Origin of the sequence: Mucilaginibacter sp. OK268, assembly GCF_900103125.1 — a bacterium.
Classification (GTDB): Bacteria; Bacteroidota; Bacteroidia; order Sphingobacteriales; family Sphingobacteriaceae; genus Mucilaginibacter.
This window is the reverse complement of sequence record NZ_FNJV01000005.1, coordinates 300,510-322,496: the sequence shown is the minus strand read 5'-3', so window position 1 is coordinate 322,496 and position 21,987 is coordinate 300,510. Positions and strand designations below refer to the sequence as shown.

20 protein-coding genes are annotated in these 21,987 nt (G+C 42.4%); 7 read left to right on the top strand and 13 right to left on the bottom strand.

Features of this window, described 5'->3' with window-relative positions; translation table 11 throughout:
* Nucleotides 1-63: 63 nt before the first annotated feature.
* From BLR84_RS17885 to BLR84_RS17875, 3 genes are read right to left on the bottom strand one after another with little or no spacing between them, the layout of a single operon-like run.
* Nucleotides 64-1,182 carry a glycosyltransferase family 4 protein gene (locus BLR84_RS17885; RefSeq protein WP_090470833.1) on the bottom strand — a complete coding sequence of 373 codons (1,119 nt, stop codon included), beginning with the start codon at nucleotides 1,180-1,182 and terminating at the stop codon, nucleotides 64-66.
* A 3-nt stretch (nucleotides 1,183-1,185) separates the two neighbouring features.
* Nucleotides 1,186-2,358, bottom strand: a complete 1,173-nt coding sequence (locus BLR84_RS17880; RefSeq protein ID WP_090470831.1) for an amidohydrolase family protein — start codon at nucleotides 2,356-2,358, stop codon at nucleotides 1,186-1,188.
* Complete coding sequence (locus BLR84_RS17875) at nucleotides 2,358-3,098, bottom strand: class I SAM-dependent methyltransferase (RefSeq protein ID WP_090470829.1); 741 nt, start codon at nucleotides 3,096-3,098, stop codon at nucleotides 2,358-2,360. Before BLR84_RS17875 ends, BLR84_RS17880 begins: the two co-directional genes overlap by 1 nt.
* A 227-nt stretch (nucleotides 3,099-3,325) precedes the next feature.
* Here BLR84_RS17875 and BLR84_RS17870 point away from each other — a divergent pair, with 227 nt between their 5' ends.
* From BLR84_RS17870 to BLR84_RS17850, 5 genes are read left to right on the top strand one after another with little or no spacing between them, the layout of a single operon-like run.
* Complete coding sequence (locus tag BLR84_RS17870; protein ID WP_255366979.1) at nucleotides 3,326-4,834, top strand: B12-binding domain-containing radical SAM protein; 1,509 nt, start codon at nucleotides 3,326-3,328, stop codon at nucleotides 4,832-4,834.
* A 12-nt stretch (nucleotides 4,835-4,846) separates the two neighbouring features.
* Entirely contained in the window at nucleotides 4,847-5,596 is a 750-nt protein-coding gene (locus BLR84_RS17865) for a class I SAM-dependent methyltransferase (RefSeq protein WP_090470827.1), read from the top strand.
* A gap of 2 nt (nucleotides 5,597-5,598) precedes the next feature.
* Nucleotides 5,599-6,648, top strand: a complete 1,050-nt coding sequence (locus tag BLR84_RS17860) for a radical SAM protein (protein WP_090470824.1) — start codon at nucleotides 5,599-5,601, stop codon at nucleotides 6,646-6,648.
* A gap of 3 nt (nucleotides 6,649-6,651) precedes the next feature.
* Entirely contained in the window at nucleotides 6,652-8,121 is a 1,470-nt protein-coding gene (locus BLR84_RS17855; protein WP_090470822.1) for a B12-binding domain-containing radical SAM protein, read from the top strand.
* The gene (locus BLR84_RS17850) at nucleotides 8,118-8,939 is read left to right on the top strand and encodes a class I SAM-dependent methyltransferase (RefSeq protein WP_090470820.1); all 822 of its coding nucleotides are present in this window, start codon (nucleotides 8,118-8,120) and stop codon (nucleotides 8,937-8,939) included. Before BLR84_RS17855 ends, BLR84_RS17850 begins: the two co-directional genes overlap by 4 nt.
* Before the next feature lie 118 nt (nucleotides 8,940-9,057).
* On the opposite strand, the gene BLR84_RS17845 is transcribed toward BLR84_RS17850, so the two are convergent.
* The 7 genes from BLR84_RS17845 to BLR84_RS17815 form a co-directional block, all read right to left on the bottom strand.
* On the bottom strand, nucleotides 9,058-9,978 hold the full coding sequence (locus BLR84_RS17845; RefSeq protein WP_090470818.1) for a nucleotidyltransferase domain-containing protein: 921 nt from the start codon (nucleotides 9,976-9,978) through the stop codon (nucleotides 9,058-9,060).
* Between the two features lie 26 nt (nucleotides 9,979-10,004).
* On the bottom strand, nucleotides 10,005-11,324 hold the full coding sequence (locus BLR84_RS17840) for an O-antigen ligase family protein (RefSeq protein WP_176852094.1): 1,320 nt from the start codon (nucleotides 11,322-11,324) through the stop codon (nucleotides 10,005-10,007).
* The gene (locus BLR84_RS17835; RefSeq protein ID WP_090470814.1) at nucleotides 11,299-12,429 is read right to left on the bottom strand and encodes a DUF1972 domain-containing protein; all 1,131 of its coding nucleotides are present in this window, start codon (nucleotides 12,427-12,429) and stop codon (nucleotides 11,299-11,301) included. The genes BLR84_RS17840 and BLR84_RS17835 overlap by 26 nt, the downstream gene beginning before the upstream one ends.
* Nucleotides 12,430-12,431: 2 nt before the next feature.
* On the bottom strand, nucleotides 12,432-13,505 hold the full coding sequence (locus tag BLR84_RS17830; protein ID WP_090470812.1) for a glycosyltransferase family 4 protein: 1,074 nt from the start codon (nucleotides 13,503-13,505) through the stop codon (nucleotides 12,432-12,434).
* A complete protein-coding gene (locus tag BLR84_RS17825; protein ID WP_090470810.1) occupies nucleotides 13,502-14,470 on the bottom strand; it encodes a glycosyltransferase family 2 protein in 969 nt (322 codons plus the stop codon). Before BLR84_RS17825 ends, BLR84_RS17830 begins: the two co-directional genes overlap by 4 nt.
* Entirely contained in the window at nucleotides 14,460-16,133 is a 1,674-nt protein-coding gene (locus BLR84_RS17820; RefSeq protein WP_143013932.1) for a hypothetical protein, read from the bottom strand. The genes BLR84_RS17825 and BLR84_RS17820 overlap by 11 nt, the downstream gene beginning before the upstream one ends.
* Nucleotides 16,134-16,362: 229 nt before the next feature.
* On the bottom strand, nucleotides 16,363-17,187 hold the full coding sequence (locus BLR84_RS17815; protein ID WP_090470805.1) for a glycosyltransferase family 2 protein: 825 nt from the start codon (nucleotides 17,185-17,187) through the stop codon (nucleotides 16,363-16,365).
* A gap of 238 nt (nucleotides 17,188-17,425) precedes the next feature.
* Here BLR84_RS17815 and BLR84_RS17810 point away from each other — a divergent pair, with 238 nt between their 5' ends.
* Nucleotides 17,426-17,995, top strand: coding sequence for a TetR/AcrR family transcriptional regulator (locus BLR84_RS17810; RefSeq protein WP_090470803.1), 570 nt, complete (start codon nucleotides 17,426-17,428; stop codon nucleotides 17,993-17,995).
* Nucleotide 17,996: 1 nt separating this feature from the next.
* Nucleotides 17,997-18,665, top strand: a complete 669-nt coding sequence (locus BLR84_RS17805; protein WP_090470801.1) for an NAD-dependent epimerase/dehydratase family protein — start codon at nucleotides 17,997-17,999, stop codon at nucleotides 18,663-18,665.
* An 85-nt stretch (nucleotides 18,666-18,750) separates the two neighbouring features.
* Here the strand turns inward: BLR84_RS17805 and BLR84_RS17800 are convergent, their stop codons facing one another.
* The 3 genes from BLR84_RS17800 to BLR84_RS17785 form a co-directional block, all read right to left on the bottom strand.
* A complete protein-coding gene (locus tag BLR84_RS17800) occupies nucleotides 18,751-20,088 on the bottom strand; it encodes a hypothetical protein (protein ID WP_090470799.1) in 1,338 nt (445 codons plus the stop codon).
* On the bottom strand, nucleotides 20,085-20,717 hold the full coding sequence (locus BLR84_RS17795; protein WP_090470797.1) for an RNA polymerase sigma factor: 633 nt from the start codon (nucleotides 20,715-20,717) through the stop codon (nucleotides 20,085-20,087). Before BLR84_RS17795 ends, BLR84_RS17800 begins: the two co-directional genes overlap by 4 nt.
* A gap of 231 nt (nucleotides 20,718-20,948) precedes the next feature.
* Nucleotides 20,949-21,986 carry a PorP/SprF family type IX secretion system membrane protein gene (locus tag BLR84_RS17785; protein ID WP_090470792.1) on the bottom strand — a complete coding sequence of 346 codons (1,038 nt, stop codon included), beginning with the start codon at nucleotides 21,984-21,986 and terminating at the stop codon, nucleotides 20,949-20,951.
* Between the last annotated feature and the right edge of the window lies 1 nt (nucleotide 21,987).

The window sequence follows — 21,987 nt, the reverse complement described above, 5'->3', positions numbered from 1 at the left end:
TTCGTTCAAGAGATAGTTTCTCCTCGTACCTCGTTCGAAATGACATGACTTTGTTATTGAATGTCAGGCAGATTTAGTCATTACCTGCCCGCAAATATTCACCAGGTCATCAGCAATATTCTTGAAGGTGAGATGCTGATTAAAATAACTTAAAGTATCATCCGAAAGCTTTTTTTGATCTACGTTATTGACGGTGTAAAGCAATTTTGCCAGCGCGTTTGCATCGCCAGGTGGATATAAAAAGCTGCACTGACCACTGCCGGTTAATTTTTGATAAGGAGGGATATTGGTGATCAGCGGAACACATCCACAAGCCATAGCCTCCAGCAGAGCGTAACCGCTACCTTCTTTATGACTGCCTGAGATATAAAAATCAGCGGCGCTATACCAGTACGGTAATTCGTGGTTGGCAACCCTGCCCACCAATACCACGGCGTTTGAAAGCAGCTTACTGGAAGCAAACAACTCCATTACATCATTGATCATATCCTCGCTTTGGTAGATCATATACAATTTGGCCTCAGGGTTTATTTGCAGGTATTGTATAAAGGCTAATAAAACGGTAATGGGGTCTTTATTAGCGTTTAACCTGCCTACCCATAAAAAGTTGTTTTCGTCCGTCATTTGAGTGCGTTGCTTACTTATTTGCTTGTCCTGCTGTGTAAAATGGGTAGATGCTTCCAGCAATTCAAATATGTTGGCATCGGGCTTAATGATGTTTCTCTTTTTCCAGATCCAGGCATTACCCGCCGCAGTAAAAATAAAAGCATCGGCAAAACCACAAGCTAATTTTTGCAGCCAGCCTTTGATCCCGCTGTAGGGCAATTCTCCATGATGCTGGATCATGATCTTAAAACCGGAGCCACAAAACAATCGCAGGAAAATGACCTGCAATGGAAAAACGAGTCCCTGTACCAATACGATATCCGGCTTCAGTTTTTTGATATAACGGTGCGTTTTTAGCGTGATTGACCAAAAACGGTTGCGGCCTTTAAAAAAATGATAGGGTATGCCATCAATTACTGTGTGCTCCTCAAATGACGCGTGCTTAACAAAACTAAAATCGATTTTACCAATGAGGTGGGGTGCAAAAGCCAGGGCAGGAGAATGGTTCTTCGACACCTGGCCGGCATGAGTATAGTTGAGATGCGCGTAATAAGTAAGATCGACCAGCTTTATCACCTTTTATAAGATTTGATGATCAATAAATTCTATCGGGAAACTAAATTCGGGCAGGTATGTGTGGATCTGTTCCATCAGTTCTCCCAGGTTGCCCTCCACATATTTATGCACTTTATTTATCCTGATGAGACTAAAACCACGTCCCTTTAACCCGGAGGCCAGTTGCGACAGTAATTCCTGGTCAAACAGGCGAGTATTACCCTGATGTATAACCAGGAGCAAATCGGCAGGACTAAGGTCGTAAAAAGAATCAAACCCGGCCGCGTGGTCTTTTCTGCGGGCTATCACCAGATCGGCATCTTTTCCTTTGTTGATCGCACCGGTGTTCATCTTCCATACTTTTGCGGCGTTACTGTTTAAAGAGTGGAATAATTCATCATCGGTTAGCAAACCTGTTTTGCGGGCCATCCCGATATGATCCCAGATGTTCCAATTGCCTGTCAGGGTTGAATCGGTACCAAATAAAATGGTGGTATGCTGTTTCAGCTGATGAACAGGAGCCGTTTTATTGAGCAAATAATAGTTGGACTCCGGGCACCAGACGATACCTTTAAAACTCGAGGCCTGTTTGCCGGTCATGGCCACGGCATGTATGCCAATTAAGACGCGGCGCCATTTATTCCAGCGGATAAGGCTGTCAATTTCTATTGAAGCGGCCTCATCGGTTCCTTCGCCAATATGTATCGCTACAGGTAAATGCTTCTTTAGCGGATTGTTCAGTTTCAGCTTCCACAGCTTTTCAAACCCAACGGAGTGCAGATCGTGGGTTTCTTCGTAAACCGTGATGAGGGCATCATCAATGATTAATTGTTCGCCATGATTGACAACCGTGGTAACCCCGCAAAGTAAATTTTTATACATGCCCCAACGGATGCGCAAGGGCAAAGGTACCTGCAATACCCGCTCTATCTCTGGTTTATATTGCTGATGGATATAGGCGCCCCATTCAGTATAATTTTTATAGGTACGGTTGCCTAATTGCGGGAAAAGGTTAAAGTCCAGATGATCGTGCGAATTGATCAATCCCGGAAAGATCAGGGCGTCATCAAAACCTAACTGCAAGTCGGCAGTATTCCCGGCAATTGGTACGGATGTTAGTGCATCAATTTTACCATTGTTGATCCTGACGTTTACATTTTGTTCGCCATCGGCCAGCCTTATCCCCTGGAGTATCATTATCCCTTTTTTAAATGAATACCATAGATCACCGGGAAGCCTTTATATTTTTCATATACATGCAGGGCATCTTGTTTGGCATAAAAAGGTTTCATGGTTTCATCTACTTTGATCTCTTCCTGTATAAGCAGTTCAAAATTATTCCGGGCTAAAGCATCTTTAATGGTATAAATGGGGTGTACATAATTGCGCACGGCCATTACGGAGTTATTGTGTTTAAATGTCCGTTTACCGCCAAATGCCAGTGTATGAGGATGAAAATCGGTAATGATGATCTCACCGCCGCTTTTTAATAAACGGCTCCAGGCTTGCATGGCTTCGTCAATATCTTCAATATGGGCCACGGTAAGGGTAGATACGATCACGTCAAAAGCTTCATCAGGAATGCAGGAGAACAGGTTATCCGTAATGAGAGAAGTATGGGCCTGTGGATATTTTTCATTGAGCTTTTTAAGCATCCCACCGGATACGTCGAAACCCGTTAAACTGGCAGGTTGTTTACTGAATATCATGGGCCAGTGTCTCCCTGTACCACAGCCGATATCGGCTACCTGTTTATTTTTGATATCAACATCGCTTATCAGCTGTAAAAACAGTTTGCCGTCAAGATGCAGCATCAGGTTATCGGGCTGGCTGTCATAGTTCTCGGCCCAGATGTCATAGGCCTCCACCACACTTTTTTCGGTTACCGCCGAGGATGATCTTTTGTTTTGTAAGTAGTTTTTTATGGTTGCCAGCATAGTATTGATCTTTATTATAATACGATGTAAAATGGACTAAGGTTGCCCGTACTTTTTTTATTACTACCGCAGGCAACCCCCGTACAATATGCAGCGTATTGTATAAAGAACGGTTACATTTTTTATGATTTAGGGTTGTGTGAGCGATGGGGGTAAAACCCCATCGTTTATTATAAAAATTGACCAGCCGGTTTAGTTTAAGTATTCATGCGTCAAGAAACATCTGTATGACAAATATTAATAAGGTAATACTGTTTAATCCTAAAAGTGCTATAGCTAAATATCGTATACCCAATTCTATTTTGAATATCGCGGCTTCCATTGAGGGAAAATACGACTGGGCCATTGTTGATGGCAATTGTGAAGCTGACCCGATGGAAAAAATAGAAAGCTATTTAAGAACCGGCGAATATGGCTACCTCGGTTTCACCGTGATGCCTGGCCCGCAGCTAAAACAAGCCATTGAAATAGCCAAAGCCATCAAAATAAAATATCCTTATACTACTATGATCTGGGGAGGATATTTTCCCTCTAACCAGCCCAAAGTTGTATTGGATTCAAAATATGTTGATTTTATCATCAACGGGCCCGGCGATAATGCTTTTCCACTGCTGATAGATGCATTGGAGAATCATAAACCATACGAGTTTATAAAAAACCTGATCTATAAAGCCGATGGTAAAATAACAAAAACCATTAAAGAGGATCTGCTCGACCAGGATTCACTGCCACCTTTACCTTATAATAAGCTGAATAATTTTTATCCTTTAGGTAAATTCTTAGGTAAAACTTACCTGGGTGAACATACCATGGCTTATCATTCCAGCATAGGTTGCCCTTTTACCTGTTCTTTTTGCGCGGTAGTCCCTATTTACGAGGCCCGCTGGAAAGCTAAATCGGCACAAACTGTTTATAAGGATATCAAATATATTAAAGACAACTGGGGCGCCGATGCCATTGAATTTCACGATAATAATTTTTTTGTATCTGAAAAACGCTCGGTAGATTTTTCAAAACTCATTAAGCCCGAGCGTATGACCTGGTGGGGTATGGCACGTATCGATACCATGGATAAGTTTAAGGATTCATCGCTGGAGATTATCCGTGAATCGGGCTGTAAATGTATTTTCTTTGGCGCCGAAAGCGGTAACAACGAGATCCTGGAGCAGATGGATAAAGGCGGCACCCAAACCGGCGAACAGATCATCCGTTTCGCGGAACGGTTAAAGCAATTTGACATCATCCCCGAATATTCTTTTGTATTAGGTACACCAGCGGCAACGCCAGAGAAAGTACAGAAACAGATAGATTTTGAGATCAATTTTATTAAGCAGGTAAAGGCCGTTAACCCTAAAACCGAAATTGTTATTTACACCTATACACCGGTGCCGACTGAAGGATCTGAACTGTATAAGCAGGTTCTGGAACAGGGGTTTGCATACCCTCAAACGCTGGAAGACTGGATAAGCCCGGCCTGGGAAAGTTTTGATCTCCGCAAGAATCCATTAACACCATGGATAAAACCGGAAATGATTGATAAGATCAGAAATTTTGAAACTGTATTGAATGGCGTTTATCCTACGGTTACCGATATAAAATTAAACGACCTGAAACGGAAGTCGATCAAACTGCTGTCGACCCTGCGTTATAAAACAAACCTGTATAAGTACCCTTACGAAATAAAGCTATTACAAAGGTTTTGGCAATACCGCCAACCTGAGATACAAGGTTTTTAATTGTTTTAAGATTTGAAAGAAACGGCAACAAATATAACCCCTAACATTACTCCAACAGCTGATGAAGCTTTACTGGAGGAGATGTATATTGCCATACGTGAAAAGGAGGGCAGAACCTATACCGATATACAGGTGGCCCAGTTGCCACTTATTAACGCCGGGCATCCGTATTACCGGGAATGGAGAGTACGGCAACGCTCATCATGGCGACTATTAAATCACCTCGAAGAAATGCGCAGGCCGCTTCAGATACTGGAAGTTGGCTGCGGCAACGGGTGGCTCGCGGCAAAACTGGCTGATATACCCAACGTCCGGGTTACCGGCATTGATGCCAACCGTATTGAAATTGAACAAGCTAGCCGCGTATTTAAAAAACCCAACCTTAAATTTATTCATAAAGGGTTTAACAGCAACACCTTCACAGAAAAAGTAAAATTTGATGTGATCATATTCGCCGCGTCCTTATCATATTTTCCATCTGTAAGAACCGTTATCGCCGACGCGTTTGCGCTGCTGAGCGAACATGGAAAAGTACACATACTCGATACACCATTTTATCATCAAAAGGATATCGAAACATCGGCATTAAGATGCCGGAAATATTACGAGAGGATGGGTTTCGCCGCTATGGCCGATCATTATTTCCATCACCATATTGATAAAGTTCAAGCTTTCAAACATAAAGTGTTATTTAATCCGGGCGGCTTCTGGAACAGATTGATCAAAAGGGATGTTTTTTATTGGATAATGTTAAAACCTTAGTTATGGCAGCTCAGTCGTTATATCATACTTTTAAGCGCTACCGCACGCTGCAAACGCACCGGATATCAGCATTACCCATTGTGATATTAATGCCTCACAGCGCCTGTAATTGCCGTTGTGTGATGTGTGACATCTGGAAGGATAATAAAAACCTGAAACAGCTAACCGAGGCTGATATCAGTGGTTTATTGACATCACTCAAAGATCTGGGTACCAAACAGGTGCTCATGTCAGGTGGCGAAGCCTTATTGAACACCAATTTCTTTGTACTGTGTCGCATCCTTAAAAATGCAGGTATCAAAGTAACGCTGCTGACTACCGGCTTGTCTATAAAGAGTAATGCCGAACAGCTGTTAACCTGGGTTGATGACCTTATTGTTTCCTTAGATGGTGATGAAGCCCTCCATGATGCCATCCGGAACATACCCAATGCTTTCCGTAAGCTTAAAGAAGGGGTGGAGCATATCAAAAAACTAAACCCGGCTTACCGTATTACAGGTCGTACGGTGATACACCGACTCAATTACCGTAACTGGCTGGCCATTATTGCCGAATCAAAAAAAATGGGGCTCGATCAGGTGAGTTTTTTACCTGCCGATGTAAGCAGCCATGCCTTTAACCGTCAACAGGCCTGGGAAGAGCCGAAGCAGGATGAAATACTGATAGCCGAGCGCGAGCTACCTGAATTAAATGAGGTGATCAATTACCTGATGACCGAATATAACGCCGAATTTAATAACGGTTTTATTGCGGAAAGCAGGGAGAAGATCAGGGACATTTATCATTATTATGCCGCTTTTTACGGCTTAAACGCCTTCCCTTATAAAAAGTGCAATGCGCCCTGGGTATCAACAGTTGTTGAAGCCGATGGCACTGTGCGACCTTGCTTTTTTATGGAATCGATGGGTAATATCAGGGATACCCCGCTCAACCAGATTTTAAACAGCGACGAAGCCATCGCTTTTCGCAGAGCATTGGATACCTCGGGGCATCCAACCTGTGTAAAATGCGTTTGCTCGCTTAACCTGTCGCCATTAACCCGTGTTGCTTAACCTATGGAACAGTTAAATCACATACTTTTTACGCATTCCTATTTTTTGCGTTTTGATCCCAAACAATGGGCCCAGGGACAGCCATACCCACCATTGGGTACTTTGTATGCCGCCTCATTAATGCGGCAGCACAATTACCAGGTATCGCTTTTTGATACTATGTTCAGTCATTCTCCTAACGAAGTTATTGAGCTGCTGGATAAAACCCGTCCCGGCTTTTTTGTGATCTATGACGATGGTTTTAATTACCTCACCAAAATGTGCCTCACCAATATGCGCGAGGCTGCTTTTGCCATGTGCAAACTGGCCAAAGAGCGGGGCTGTACAGTTATTGTTTCCAGTTCCGATTCAACTGATCGCTTTAAAGAATATTTACAGGAAGGCGCCGACTTTGTGATCATCGGCGAGGCAGAACATACTTTATTGGAATTGGTTACAGCCATAAAAAACGGGAAAGATTTCTCGGGTATACAGGGCCTTGCTTATCTACAGGATAACGCCCCGGTTAAGACGCCCGGACGTCCGGTGCTCAAGGATCTGGATAGTTTACCCTTACCCGCCTGGGACCTGGTTGATATCACTCAGTACCGCGAATGCTGGTTGCAGCATAAGGGCTATTTTTCGCTCAATGTAGGCACCACAAGAGGTTGCCCTTTTAAATGCAACTGGTGCGCTAAGCCAATCTATGGTAACCGCTATAATTCGCGCAGCCCCGAAAATGTGCTCATAGAATTGAAGCTGATGAAGCAAATGTTCAACATGGATCATATTTGGTTTTGTGACGATATTTTTGGTCTGAAACCAGGCTGGGTAGTTGAATTTGCCAGATTGGTAAAGCAGGAGGGGCTTCAGTTCAGCTACAAGCTGCAATCAAGGGCCGATTTGTTGTTGGAAGATGAAACCGTTGAGGCACTGGCTGCTTCGGGCTGCGATAATGTTTGGATAGGCGCCGAGAGTGGTTCGCAAAAAATACTGGATGCCATGGATAAAGGCACAACCATACAGCAGATCTATACCGCTACACAAATGATGAAAAAGCATGGCATAAAACCATCCTTTTTTATACAATTTGGCTATCCGGGTGAAACCAAAGCCGATATCATGCAAACCATCCGTATGATCAATAACCTTTTACCACATGAAATTGGTATCTCGGTTTCGTACCCGCTACCCGGGACTTTATTTTACGAAAAAGTAAAAGCCGATCTGCAGCAAAAAACCAACTGGACCGATTCCGACGAGATGGCGCTCATGTTCAGCAATACCTTTAACCCGGCTTATTATAAACAGCTGCATAAATATGTACACCAGAACTATCATGCGCACCTGGCTACGCATAACCTAATACAACTACTCAGTAATCCCTTTAAGCCAAGCGTAAAACGCCTCCGTAAAGCCGCTTCGGTTTTATACCATGCACCAGCCATGATGATTGAGCGGTTTAAATTAAATCAACTGGAAAAAGCATCATGACAAGCGGGATCAGCATAGCAAATAATAACGAAACCGATGCCTCGACCGCTTTTAGTCGGCAGTCGGTAATTTTTGATGAGATCTATTCTACCAATACTATTGTTAACTATAAAAGGGCAAGGGTGAGGCAGCATGTTTTGCAATACCTGGTGCCCAACAGCAGTATCCTGGAGCTTAACAGTGGCACCGGCGAAGATGCCCTATTTTTTGCAAAAAATGGCCACAAGGTTCATGCTACTGATATATCAACCGGAATGCAGGAGGTATTGCGTCAAAAAACAGAGGCCTACCGCGATCAGATCAGTCATGAAATTTGTTCTTTTACTCAACTGGAGCAGTTACAAAACCAAGGACCTTTTGATCACATATTCTCCAACTTTGGCGGTCTCAATTGTACCGGCGAGCTGGATAAAGTATTGTTATCGTTTGATCAGCTTTTAAAACCCGGCGGCAAGGTAACCCTGGTGGTTATTCCCGGTTTTTGCCTGTGGGAAATCCTGCTGGTTTTCAAAGGAAAATTTAAAACCGCATTCCGCAGATTTTTTAGCAGCAAGGGGCGTACCGCGCATATCGAGGGTACGTATTTCAAGTGCTGGTATTACAATTCATCGTTCATTATCAAAACTTTACAACAATCATATAAAGAATTGGGTGTAGAAGGTCTATGTACTATTGTACCGCCATCATACATCGAAGGCTTTGCCGAGAAGCACCCCAAAGCTTATCAATTCCTAAAAAATAAAGAGGACAAATTAAAAAGCCAATGGCCCTGGAAGTATATGGGTGATTACTTTATTATCTCGCTGGAGAAGAAATAGCAATATACTCAAAAGGGTGTCATGCTGAGCCTGTCGAAGCATGGTGGGTTGGCCTTTCCGCGCGATCCTTCGACGGGGCTCAGGATGACAGGCCTTTACCGTTACATAGATGCTTACCCTAATTCGCCACGCTATGCTGATTCTCTACCAGCAATTGCGCAATTCGTGTTTCGTAGCGGCTGATGAGGTTGATCTGAAAATTCTTTGGATCGGGCTTGGCATAGTGTTTACCTGTTGCCATGGCCAGCAGCATGCCATGATCATTTAATCTTTTTTCACGGGTTTTCTGCTCCCATCTGCTGGCCGTTATCCTCATTAATTTATTATCCAGCAGTTCGCCCAGGCGATTGTTCAACAACCATTCTACGAGGCTTTTTAGCGGCCGTTTGCTCAGGGGTTTAGCGGTTGATACCCGCATAATATGGTTGGGCAGGTAATTACGTGTCCAGGCGTTAGCGGTAAAAAAATCGGCAAAGGTAGTATCGCCCTGTATCGGGATTAGGGTAACCACTTCTGTAGCGGTGTAGATATTCTTTTCGGCAATTTCCAGCTGCTGCTCATCTATATAATAATTCATACAGAAGTAATGCTCCCGGTTAACCAGGAAGGTCAATTTTTTTAGAAGGTGCATCAGGGTACGGGCCACCCACATCCGGTTAGGGGCAGTAACAATAAACAAGTCGATATCTGATTCGGCATCAGCAAAATTTTTAGACAGCGAGCCCGAAATGGCAATACCGCGTACATAAGGGAACCTGATGAGGATATTACCCACTTTGCGTGCCGTTTTTATCATTTCGGCCGCTTTCTGGTTCCCGTCATTTCTTCTTTTGATGAGGTATGGATCGTTCTTTAAAGTATAGAACCTATCGAACCGGTAAATTAGCCTGCAGCCCACCAGGCAGGTCATGGCCATATCAAATGCTATCGGATCGCATTTAACAGGCAGAAACAAACCTATCTCTTCCCGCGTAAGCGGATAGTTGAACACATCGAAGTAAGCCAGTGTTGCTAATATGTTTTTTTTGATCTCTGCCACGGTGCTGTGTATTTAGTAGTATACTATTATGACGTAACAGCCAATACGTTGGTTGCCAGCGGAATTAAATAATCATCAGATTTTTGCTGTTCTTTAATAATTGCTTCATTATCAGGAGCGGAGAACATAAAAAAGGAAAAGAAAAAGCTATAAAACATCACGCCTTTATCTACATCCAGGATATTTTCGGTAACCGATACAACAGCTATTACCAGCATAAAACTGATGAACATAACATCATTTCTTTTGAAGGCTATTTTAAAGCCATAAACTAGTGTAAGCAAGTAAATAGTTAATCCCCATATACCTGATTTCAGTAGGAAACTGATATACTGGTTATGGGAATTTAAACCTTTGAGGTAGGAGCTGTACATCCTTGCATTATAAAAATCGTCTTTCAGCAAACTGATCTCCGAGCCTGACCCATATCCTAACAATGGTTTATCTTTTATCCGTGCGGCAGCCACCCGCCAACGCTCCAGGCGTGAATCTGAATTCCTGGGGATGGTTTTATCTGTTGAAATATCTTCTTTCAAAAGAGTTACATAACGATCTCTGAAGGTTGATATGCTTAAAATACCGGCGATACCTATTACAGTGGCTATCAGTCCGGTGAGCATATATCTGCGCCGTTGCCTGCCTTTTAGTAAATACAAGGGGAGTACCACATTCCCAACTACGAAAAGAATAACCAATATTGATTTGGAACTTAGCTGAACCATGCCGCTTACCAGGATAAGACAGCTAATGATATATATTCTTTTTAACGATTTGGTTGTTCCTCCTTTTATTAAAACAGACAGGAGATAAACCAAGGCTATAACCAACTGGAATGAAAAAAAAGTGGCATGAATATGTATCGGCCCCGCAAAATTATGATTGGTAAAACCTTCGCTAAAGATGGCACTCATTGGCATATGGTAAAATCTGATAGTTACCAAAACCACCGCGAACAAACAAAAAACGGTTAATGCGCAGATCAGCGAAAAAGCCATCAACAAATTTTCCCGGTACTTTTTCAGGTCGAGGCCATTCAATAAAAACACAATCGGAAACAGCAAAAGCGGTATCCGCAACGTCCACTCGGTAAAGGCAGCGTGCAGATTGATGGTATAAAGCGTAGCAATGATGGTAACAAACAAAACCGAAGGCAGTACCAGCAATTTAAATGAACGCAATGATTGTAAACGGCCCTTATCCAAATGAATAAGGGTATGCAGCGTAAAGCTGATCAGGATAATGTGGCTGTAAAAAAGATCAAAAGGCAAACTTGCCATGAGTAACAGCACATGGTAATAGCTGATCTTATTGACCGCAGTATCATTGATGAGCAATAATTGCTTCATGATTGGCGTGTTTATAGCATTCAATAATAAATTCTTCATACTGATCAATCACCCGTTCCCAGTTAAACTGATCCTGGATCTTATGCAGGTTATTCATCACCATGCTTTTTTCCAGATCTTTCCGCTGCACTGTTTCTACCAGTTCCTGTACTTCGCCGGCATTTGAAAAGTAAAAGGCGTCGGTATTCAGCACCGATTTATTGAATGGGTTATTGTGCGCGGCAATAAGGGCTTCACTCGCCATAGCTTCCAGTAGTGATGGATTGGTACCCCCAACACTGTGCCCATGAAAATACAGGTAAGAGTTGTTTTGTAACGACCGCACTTTGGGGGTATCAAAAATGGCTCCTTTAAATTCTATGCGCTGGTCGTTATTAAATTTATTGGTGATATACTTACCAAAGCGGTTGCCGGTATCACCCAAAACTTTAAATTTTCTGTCTGAATTGCTTTTATTAAAGCCATCTAAAATAGTTTCGATATTATTTTCAGGCTCCATACGTGCCATGAGCAAAAAGTAATCTTCTTTTAAGGCTTCGTTAAAGTCATACTGTTCACGTTCCTGATCCGAGTAAACATCGGCACCGTAGGGGATGTATTCGCTGTTGATATTGTACTTGTCCGCCAGGTATGATTTGATCACCCTTGAATCGGCTACATAATACTGGCTATATTTTACGGCCAGTTTTTCGGCATATTTTAAAAACTGCTGTACCGGTTTAGAATATTTTGACCGCTTCCACTCCATGCCATCCATGTTGGTGATGATGGTGCTATTTTTTGGATATAGCTTACCCCAAACCGAGCTGCTGGTATAACCCATGATCAATACCACATCAAACTTATTTTTGCGGGCGTCCAGCAGGCAGTTCATGTCATAAATAAACTGACCGGCTGTACCTATCAAATATTCCGGGTCGTAGCAGTGTTTTATTTCTACACCGTTCCAGTTATCCTGGGTATATGGGTGGTTGTGCGAATTGTAAACGGTTACCGAATGACCGCGTTTTACTAAACCGGCCGAAACATATTCAGATATATGCTCAAATCCGCCGTAATAATTGGGGATACCCCGGGTTCCTAATATGGCTATACGTAATTTCATGGCTATAATACTGATTGATATGCTTTTAACGTTTGTGAAGCCGCCTGTTTCCAGGTGTATTGTTTTAATATGCGGTGCCTTAAAGTTTCGTTATAAGGAGTGCTGCTCGCCTTTTCAACTGCAGCCAGGATGCTTTCAGGCGATGACGGATCGCAATAAAAAGCGTCATCGGCAAAATATTCGCGTACATCGCCCTTGTCGCTGGTTACAATATTACAGCCCATGAGCGCGGCTTCAATCGAGCTTAGGCCGGTAGTTTCAAACCAGCTAGGCAGGATATGCACTTTTGCCCGGCGATAATATTTCACCAGTTCCTGTTGCGGTATGTGATCAATAAAGCCCACATTTTCAGCGGCTATTTCGCGGCATTCCTGGTAATAGGCTAGCTGGTTAGGGGCGTGCGTGCCGATCAGCAGTAAACGATAGGAGGTATTATTCAACGCGCGTATCAGGTTCAGCTGATTTTTAATTCCTTCTATCCGGGCAGCACATATCACCAGTTTCTCGTCTTTTTTGATCTCCGGATCATACTGAAACATGTTCTGATCGGCACCGTTAGGTACTACCAGGTGTTTTACCTTGCGTTCGTACGATTGGATCACCCTGCGATATTCCGACTCCGAATTGGGCAGTATCATGGCGGCCCGGCTCAGTATATTCTTGATGCTTTTACGCTGACCAAGCCAGGTATAGGACAAACTTGCCAGACTATCGCGCCCAAGCAGGTAACGGGCTATGGATTTAAGGTATTCAATGGTATCGGTCGACAGGTAACGCAGCAGCCTGCCCGCGCCTTTGCGGTGGTATTTATCATACTCGCCGTAATTGCACAAAATGGTGGATACCACATAAGGCTTACCTGCCTTTTGGCTATGATACAAGATATCCGCCGGGCGGGTAAGGTTAAAAAAATGCAGCAGATCATAATGACTGTAGTGTATACTTTCATTAGCCAGCCTGATATCGGCAGTAATGCCCATTTCAGTCAGATGGCGCGCTGTTTGTACAGCCTGAATCGTGTCGCCGCCGGGTACGGTGTATATGGTTGACCGGGTTATAAATGCTACTTTGATCATTGTGCCTGCCTCCCGGTAGTCATTTTATGTAACCATGCCACCAGTTTTTCTGGCAGGTAGCTAACGGTGTATAATAAGTAATTATCCAGCCTCAAGGGCGATATGCTGATGGCCTTAGCTACATGCAAGCGAGCCTTTTGCGGATGGTAATTATTGACCAGTAATTTTTTGGCGCATAAAGCGTAATAAGAGCCATGTTTAACCTGGTGCGAGTATTGTTTTTCGCCCATTTCGGTTAGCTGGCTGCCCTCATCAGATGTGATGACCCTGCTTTTAAGTGTGGCATATTTTATTTCGAGGAATTTGCGCGGGCGCCATTTTTCGTCGATGGTGATGGATTCGGGGTTTAACCTCAGTTTTATTAATGGTTGCGAAAAATTACAGGCCTTTTGATCGTTAAGGATGTTTACCCATAAAAAATGATCCTCATAGGTATAAGCATATTCATTATAGCCACCCGCTTTTACGATCACCTCTTTTTTATAGCATACGGTAGAGTGTATAAACGGACAAACAGATGATGCCAGTTGCTGAATATCTTCATTGTTGATAGCCGGCGGAGTGGAGGTAAAAAGATAAGTACCCTCCATATCCATGTAATCGGCTGCGGAGCCTATAATACTGTAATCGGGATTATTTATCATAAAATCATATTGTAGTTGCAAACGCTCGGGATGGCAAACATCATCGGCGTCAAACCGGGCTATATAAGGGGCTCGGGCATACTTTAACCCGGTGTTCAAGGCCAGGGATACCCCTTTATTATCCTGGTATATCATCACTATCCGGGGGTCGGTAAATGAATTGATCACATCGGCGGTATCATCTGTAGATCCGTCATTAATAATCAGCAGCTCAAAATCGGTAAACGATTGCTCCAAAACCGATCCGATAGCATCCGCGATGTATTTATCCGCGTTATAGGCGGGCATCAAAACCGTTATTTTGGGTGTATCAAAATTCATGTTCAGCGGATTTAACGGTTTGATTTTCTTTGATATTGAGCAATAAAAGCAGCTCAAAAAACACCATTACCGATAGTTGTTCAAACCAGTAATCAGTAAATAGCACTGCCAGCATTAAAAACAAAATGGGCAAGCTATAAGTGAGTTTTTGATAATGCTTAGCAAAAAAGCCCACATAAAATATCATAAACAGAGCAAGGCCGATCATACCATACTCGGCAAGTAATTGATCATAAACAGAAAACGGACTATTGGTCAAGGAATGATAACCTGATCGTTTGCTAAAGAAACTCAAGTACAGATCAAGGTGGTTAACCAAAAAGTCATGATTGATATAAATGTCACGGGAAGGGTAGCCCCCTGCAAAGCCGAATCCTGCTGCCCGATAAGCAATCTTTGACGAAAAATTACCCATGCCCGCCCCCATTAAAGCCTTGCCTAAATGCCCATGAAAAAGAGCCGTGGTTTGCAAAAATCCCATGGCCTTGCCGGGTAAAGCAGCGGTATAATTATTATTTCCGGATATAGGCAGTGTGGCCTTGTGCTCCCTTATAAAATCCAGCAGCTGTAACTGTTCAACCGGTGTTTCTTTTTTGCTTTGATAATAATCCCCGTTAATATCATCCTCTGTGATCGCTATACGTCCGCCTTCGGCCAGGTAAACGTTTTTTGCATACTTAGGACGTTTGCTTGCCCGTATCGAATCCAGTATTTTGCCTACACTGTCCAGGTATAAAGTAGCTATCTTTTGTTTATGCTCTTCGGGCGTCAGCGTGTTGTCGGGGCGATCTGTAATACGCAGATTTGCCGATGTGTTTTTGTGTTTGGCGTCGGTATTTACAGGTATATGTTTCTGAAATAGATGTACCAGCGTTAGCGTGGCGTATTTGTTATTCTGTGGCGATATTTTCGCCATAAAAACAATCAAAAAAATCAGACAAACAACAACAAGGCTTTTTTGATAACGGTTGGTTTTAAAAGCAAACAGCAACAGTAATATGGGCAATAAGGCCAGGTTAATAAAATTACTGCCGGTAAGCAACAGCGTAGCCATGCAAACCAACAACATCACTGCGTTTTTCCTGATCAAAAAGTAAACTACCCCAAAGGCATTCAATGTAGCATTGGTAATGGAGGTATCAAATGTTATACCTTTAATGTAATCGCCGGTATTGATAAAGTATTTCTGATATTCTCCCTGGTAAGTATAAGGGTTGATGGAATGCGTTTTTAAAACGATAACAACAAGCGTTAGCACGGATATCAGGGTATTTACAATAAAGAAGGCCGATATGGTTTGATGTACTATCTCGGGCGAATTGTTATCAACAGCCAGTTTAACCTGGTGTATGGCCAGTATGCACAGGAGCCAAAAACCAATACCGGTAAATAACAGGATATTGTAATTCCCGTTAACATAGCCTTTATAAATGATCCAGTTAACTAAGGCTATGATGATGATCAGCGGGTAAAAAAGCGGCAGGCGGGAATCCTTAAACCGAAACCCGAATTTAAAATTGAACTGCCATAAGCTAAACAGAATAATAACAGGAATTTTTACAGCCAGCTTTACATTTAAAAACAACAGCAAAAAGGTGAGTAGTCTCCAATCCACCTTATCCTTCATTTTATTCGTATAAAAAGCCACTGCTCTGGTCAACATTCTCCGGTTTCTTTATAATCATTACGACCTGAAAATGGGATTGGTTGCCTGTGTAAATTTGTTTATACGAAAAAAGAATTGGAAAAAAGGAATAAGAACCAAGAGACAAGAATCAAGCGTTAAGACAAAAGCCTGTGATTGTGCATTTATTAAATCAAACGCAAAAACAACCTTATAGGGTTGTTTTCTTGATCGTGATTCTTAACTCTCTCTTCAAGTACACCTACCTTTATTCGGTATGCGCATTAGCTTTAAATTCATACGCCATAACAGGTGTTTCATACAGATTTTTCTTTTGAACGGGGTTCTGTATGGCTTTATCTAAATAATAATATTTTAGCCAGGTATTTTTAAAGGCCATCCGGGCTATATTCCAGCCTTCTTTGCCATCCAAAAAACCTAATAAAAACACATAGGCTTTTACAAAATGGAACAAGGGGGCAAGGTATAATTTTACCAGGCTGGCTTTTTTACCACTTTGCAGGTATTTTAAAGCACTTAACTGGGCGTAATGAATAATTTTGGCTTCATGCTCCTGCACGTTTTTAACTGAGTAATGGTGCAAATGACCACCCAGCTTTTTAACGTTCATATTTTGCGGCAGGATTAATGTTTCGTGCACAGGTGGTTCGGACCATTTTACCCTGGTACGGTTAAATAGCCTGATATGATGATCGCGGCCCCAATTGCCAAAGTTGATAGGTTTATTACCGTAATAGGCCTTAAAGGGTATATCGTACACGATATTGCAATCGTCGAGTTTTAGCTGGCTGATGGCTGTAAGCAAGGCCGCGTCAGGGATTTCATCGGCATCGATACTTAGTATCCAGTTGTACCGGGCAAGGGCGATACCCTTGTTTTTATTGGCCCCGTAACCGTCCCAACTTTTCTGATAAACCCGGCAACCATTCTCTATTGAAATGTCTATGGTATGATCCGTACTATCGTTATCAACCACAATAATATCATCGGTTAGCTGCCTGAGCATAGTAATGCTGCGGCCTATCATTTCGGCTTCGTTTTTTGTAATGATCACAACTGAAACAGGTACCATGGCAGATAATTAAAATTCATCAAGCTTGTGTAACACCATCAACAGAACCCGGATACACCCACAGGCTCTAACATAGGCGTCTATTATTATATCGTTACTTTTTAGCAAAGGGTTGCCCGGAGAATAAAGAATTGTCTTTTTATTTTAATATTTTATGATTTAAGGCCCAACAGGCAGGCAAATAATTTGCTGGTTCTGAATTTTATATAGCTTTGTAGAGTGATTAGTCAATTTATATATGAATAAGCCAGCATCAATTCTTTCAGTAGCCTTAAAATTGTTTGTACAATACGGTTTTCATGGCACGCCCACCAGTAAAATAGCCAGTGAAGCAGGGGTATCAAACGGTACGCTTTTTCATTATTTTAAAACCAAGGACGAGTTGGTAGTAGCCCTGTACAACCAAACAAAAGAGGAGCTGAACACGTACCTGTTTGAAAAAATAAACCAGGGCGAAGTTTTTAAAGACAAGTTCAGGAATATGTTTGTGTACTCATTAAAATGGGCAGTTGCACGTCCAGAAGAGTTCTTTTTTCTTCAACAATTCCATTTTTCGCCGCACCTGGCCTTGGTTCCAGCCGAGGATATAGCCAAACATTCCCGTCAGCATACGCAATTTTTAGAGGGTGCTGTACAGGCCGGAATATTTAAAAATTTGCCCACCGAACTGATCGCTACGCTTGCCTGGAGCCAGATTAACGGGATGTATGAGTTCCTGGTGAAATGTGACCTGTGTGCAGACAAACAAGAACAGATCATTAACGAAGCTTTCGACCTGACCTGGTCAATGTTAATCAATCCCCAATAATATGAAAACAAAAATAAGGGCTATTATAACCGGCGCCACCGGCATGGTAGGCGAGGGGGTGATGCACGAATGTTTACTGCACCCTGATGTAGAAGCGGTTCTGGTGATTAACAGGAAAAGCATGAACATTACTCACCCTAAGCTTAAGGAATTGATACACAGTAACTTCTTTGATCTTTCGGTCATTGAAAACGAATTATCGGGTTATAATGCCTGTTATTTTTGTTTAGGTGTATCGTCTGTAGGGATAAAGGCGGGGGAATTCTTCAGATTAACTTACACGCTAACCATGCATGTAGCTGAAACCCTGAGCAAACTCAACCCTGGTATGACCTTTTGTTATATCTCGGGGGCGGGAACCGACAGCAATGAAAAGGGTAAAGGCTGGGCAGCTGTTAAAGGAAAAACAGAGAACGACCTCATGAAACTTCCTTTTAAGCAGGTATTTGCCTTTCGCCCGGGTTTCATTAAGCCGATAAAGGATTTGTTAAACACACACAATTTTTATAAATATATCAACTGGCTTTTCCCCATTGGCAGGGCGTTGTATCCAGGTGGTTTTGTTACGTTGCAAGAGTTATCCCATGCCATGATCAACATTACCGAAGCTGGTTATGGAAAGCAGGTTATAGAAGGAAAAGGCATCATTTTACTGGCTAAAAACCAGTAAAATCTTTTAATATTAAAAAATGTCTGTACTAAAAAGCCTCGCGGTTTTTGAAACCGCGAGGCTTTTTTATTTCTTTAACTCTTCTTTATTTAGGTTTGAATGGATTAATATTCCAGCTTACGCCAACTGCCACACCTGTTGATCTAAGGTCAACACGTCCAACCCCGATACCGGTAACAGGGAGCTTCATATAAGGCTGTATAATGGTACTGAATTTAGAATTGATCCTACGCTCATAAGTAGCATTTAAATTCAGTACACCTAACCAATGCTGGTTACGGCCATCAACCTGGATATCATATGATGGTTTCATGCCATCAGCAAATTCAAAATGGTAGTTTTCGCGCAGCATGATATAGGACGATAAGCCGCTGCCTATTGCAAACTTGTTTTTCCCCTGAGCGTAGAACTGATAATTCAGGTTCAACGGTATATCTAAAACCTTGCAATTGGCCGCTACATAATCCGGCAGATTAGCAGATGGTACACCTTGCCAATTAGCAGAGTTATACTGGCTGCCACTAGCCTGATACGGTTTAACGGCATATGACGCACCGGTTGATATACTGAACTTTTTAGACAGATGAATACCCAATTGCACACCAAAGTTTGTACCTACCTGATTACGGCTAAATGAATTAACCGCGTTAAGATCTGGTGCAGCCAGTATGGCCAGGGTAAAGCGTGGCCCGGTCCTTAATATTGGTTTAAGGGATGGTTTATCTTTTTTAGTCTGTTGCACCGGCGCTGTTACATTACCTGTCGTATCCGGTTGCTTGGTATTAATTGGATTGACAGCCAGGTTATTTTGAGTTTGATCGGTCTTAGAAGCTATCTTCGACGGATCGACTGCATTGTTGTTATTATTATCTACCGGAGGAACCGTTTTATTTTTATCGGCGCTGTCTTTTGTGGTTTTATTACCGGGCACATTCTGATTTACCGGACTTTGATCTGCAGGTATATTGTTGTGCTGATTACGCTTACCTGGAGTAATACCCAAGGTCGATCCTGTTTTATCTTTATTGCTATTTATATCATTCTTAGCCAGGTTTTCAGTCCCCGGGTTAACATTCTTAACCGAATCTTTATCTTTAATAGATTGGCCGTTTTGGACAGTATCTTTTTGGACAGGTATCTGAGTATCTGTTTTGATCTTTGGTTTAATCGCCAGTTGATCCTTTTTTTGATCTGCTTTATCGCTCCTGTTAAAGAAGAACAATCCCACAGCCAGCAGTAAAAGAGCTGCTATTGCTGCTGAGTAATAAATTATCCTCTTGATGACCACCTTTTTGCTGGGTTTATTATCCAGCAGGCGCTCCATAGAAGCCCAATCCTCCTCACGAAAAGCAAAATGATCTTCAGAGCCGGATAACCCGTCTTTGAATAGCTGATCTAATTTATTTTCGTTTTTCCCTTTCATCGCATTATTAATTCAATCAAGTGTGATATTCCAACGCTGATCGCACCTATGGCAATAATTTTGTGCCGGATATCCTCAGAACCATTATCCGGCAAACGGCCGGAGTTGAGTACCATAATTTTTAGTTTTTCTCTCGCTTTAAATAAATTTGATTTTGAAGTACCTGTGCTGATACCCAACTGGGTCGCTATTTCTTCGTGCGAGAAACCTTCAATAGCAAACAAGTTAAACACGGTACGATAGGCATTTGGCAACTGCTGTATCATGCTTAGCAGGTCATCATAATTCAATTTCTGATCAGGTAACTCATCATGACCTATATCTTCAGCAGCATCCAGATCATCATTAAGCGACAGTTTCAGGTTACTCCTGTAATAATCAACCGAAGTATTCATCATAATACGGCCAACCCAGGCAATGAACGGACGTCCCGTATCATATTTATGCAAATTAGTGAATACTTTTAAAAAACCCTGATTCATGATCTCCGCAGCTTCATAGCGGTTACCGGCATATCGCAAACATATGCTCATAGCAAAGCCATAAAATGCCTTATAAAGCATTTTCTGATCCTTTCGGCTTTGCTGCAAACAGCCCGCAATAAGTTGTTGTAGTTCCGCTTCTCCCATATAAGGGGTTCAAATGGGGTTAAATTGTACTATTATTTATCAGTTTTACAGTCATCACGTAGCCCGGTATTAAAAGGTTGCCTGCACAATTAATTTTTTGAAAAAAAACATGATCAGTTAAAAAACTACTAAACCCAGGAGAAAAAAATTCAGGGGTAAATATACTAAAAGCAAGTATAGCGTTATTCTGATCGTACATAAATGAACTACATGATTAAAATGAATGCCTGTTTAATAAAAATCATAACAACGCCGTGCTCCCTCAAATTTACGATAAGCATCGGAACGGGATGGAAGCGTAGTTTCGTATCCAATGCTTCCTTCTGTTGACCCGCTGGTATTACTATAATTTAATCCTCCGAAAGGAGCATCGTGACTGACACCCAAACGCAGCTTTTCGCCGCCATCACGATGGGTAAACAGGTCGAATATCAGCGAGAGCACAACGGCGCTTGGGCCTGCCGAGCCGCCTGTACGGTACCACAGTCCCGCGTTAATGCTTCTCCTTTTAAATTGCATCCCGGCATTGATAGATTGCGCGCTGGCTTGTTTATATAAAATAACCGAGGGTATAAGGAATGATTTTTCGTCTTCATCAAGGTTGGCATAGGGATTTAGGTCCAGCCTGTAACTCGCGTGCGCCGTCCCTCGCATAGGTAATTTGGCAGGGATGCCGGTAAAAGATTCGTTGGGCCGGTTAATATGTTGTAATGCCCCGCCAATATTAAAATCGCTGACAACCAGGTTAATGCCCACGCCTGCATCAAAATAATAACGGTTATCAAAAAGCGGCGGTTCCGCAGCAGTAGGAGTACCAGGTATATAACCAAATTGCGGGTCAATCTGATCGCTGAACACCAGTTTACCATAATTAACCGAACGATTGGTAATGCCCGCCTGTAAACCAAATGATAATACAAAATCTTCGGAGCCCACACTGTATGAATAAATACCTGCTATATTATTTTTAACAAGTCCCGCCGAACCTTCGCTGCCACGGGTAAACAGTAAGCCTACACCGCCGCCAAACCGGGGGATATTATAATCAATCGATGCGGTGATGTAATTAAAGCCGCCCGGCACCGATGTAAATTGATTACGGTAAATGAGGTTCATGCGCAGATCACCGGGAAACTGACCATTCAATGCCGGGTTAAGGTAAACCGGCGAATTAAAGAACTGCGAATACATATGATCCTGGGCAAATGTTACTATGCCTGTTAGCAGCGCTATAAAAAATAAAATGCTTTTTTTTAACTGGTTGCGCATC

Excerpts from the sequence above, each read along its gene's own strand:
- BLR84_RS17835 (WP_090470814.1), bottom strand. The coding sequence starts at position 12,429 with ATGAAATTACGTATAGCCATATTAGGAACCCGGGGTATCCCCAATTAT.
- BLR84_RS17850 (WP_090470820.1), top strand. The coding sequence starts at position 8,118 with ATGACAAGCGGGATCAGCATAGCAAATAATAACGAAACCGATGCCTCG.
- BLR84_RS17875 (WP_090470829.1), bottom strand. The coding sequence starts at position 3,098 with ATGCTGGCAACCATAAAAAACTACTTACAAAACAAAAGATCATCCTCG.
- BLR84_RS17880 (WP_090470831.1), bottom strand. The coding sequence starts at position 2,358 with ATGATACTCCAGGGGATAAGGCTGGCCGATGGCGAACAAAATGTAAAC.
- BLR84_RS17825 (WP_090470810.1), bottom strand. The coding sequence starts at position 14,470 with ATGAATTTTGATACACCCAAAATAACGGTTTTGATGCCCGCCTATAAC.
- BLR84_RS17840 (WP_176852094.1), bottom strand. The coding sequence starts at position 11,324 with ATGAAGCAATTATTGCTCATCAATGATACTGCGGTCAATAAGATCAGC.
- BLR84_RS17870 (WP_255366979.1), top strand. The coding sequence starts at position 3,326 with ATGACAAATATTAATAAGGTAATACTGTTTAATCCTAAAAGTGCTATA.
- BLR84_RS17805 (WP_090470801.1), top strand. The coding sequence starts at position 17,997 with ATGAAAACAAAAATAAGGGCTATTATAACCGGCGCCACCGGCATGGTA.
- BLR84_RS17830 (WP_090470812.1), bottom strand. The coding sequence starts at position 13,505 with ATGATCAAAGTAGCATTTATAACCCGGTCAACCATATACACCGTACCC.
- BLR84_RS17785 (WP_090470792.1), bottom strand. The coding sequence starts at position 21,986 with ATGCGCAACCAGTTAAAAAAAAGCATTTTATTTTTTATAGCGCTGCTA.
- BLR84_RS17815 (WP_090470805.1), bottom strand. The coding sequence starts at position 17,187 with ATGGTACCTGTTTCAGTTGTGATCATTACAAAAAACGAAGCCGAAATG.
- BLR84_RS17820 (WP_143013932.1), bottom strand. The coding sequence starts at position 16,133 with ATGTTGACCAGAGCAGTGGCTTTTTATACGAATAAAATGAAGGATAAG.
- BLR84_RS17795 (WP_090470797.1), bottom strand. The coding sequence starts at position 20,717 with ATGGGAGAAGCGGAACTACAACAACTTATTGCGGGCTGTTTGCAGCAA.
- BLR84_RS17800 (WP_090470799.1), bottom strand. The coding sequence starts at position 20,088 with ATGAAAGGGAAAAACGAAAATAAATTAGATCAGCTATTCAAAGACGGG.
- BLR84_RS17810 (WP_090470803.1), top strand. The coding sequence starts at position 17,426 with ATGAATAAGCCAGCATCAATTCTTTCAGTAGCCTTAAAATTGTTTGTA.
- BLR84_RS17855 (WP_090470822.1), top strand. The coding sequence starts at position 6,652 with ATGGAACAGTTAAATCACATACTTTTTACGCATTCCTATTTTTTGCGT.
- BLR84_RS17860 (WP_090470824.1), top strand. The coding sequence starts at position 5,599 with ATGGCAGCTCAGTCGTTATATCATACTTTTAAGCGCTACCGCACGCTG.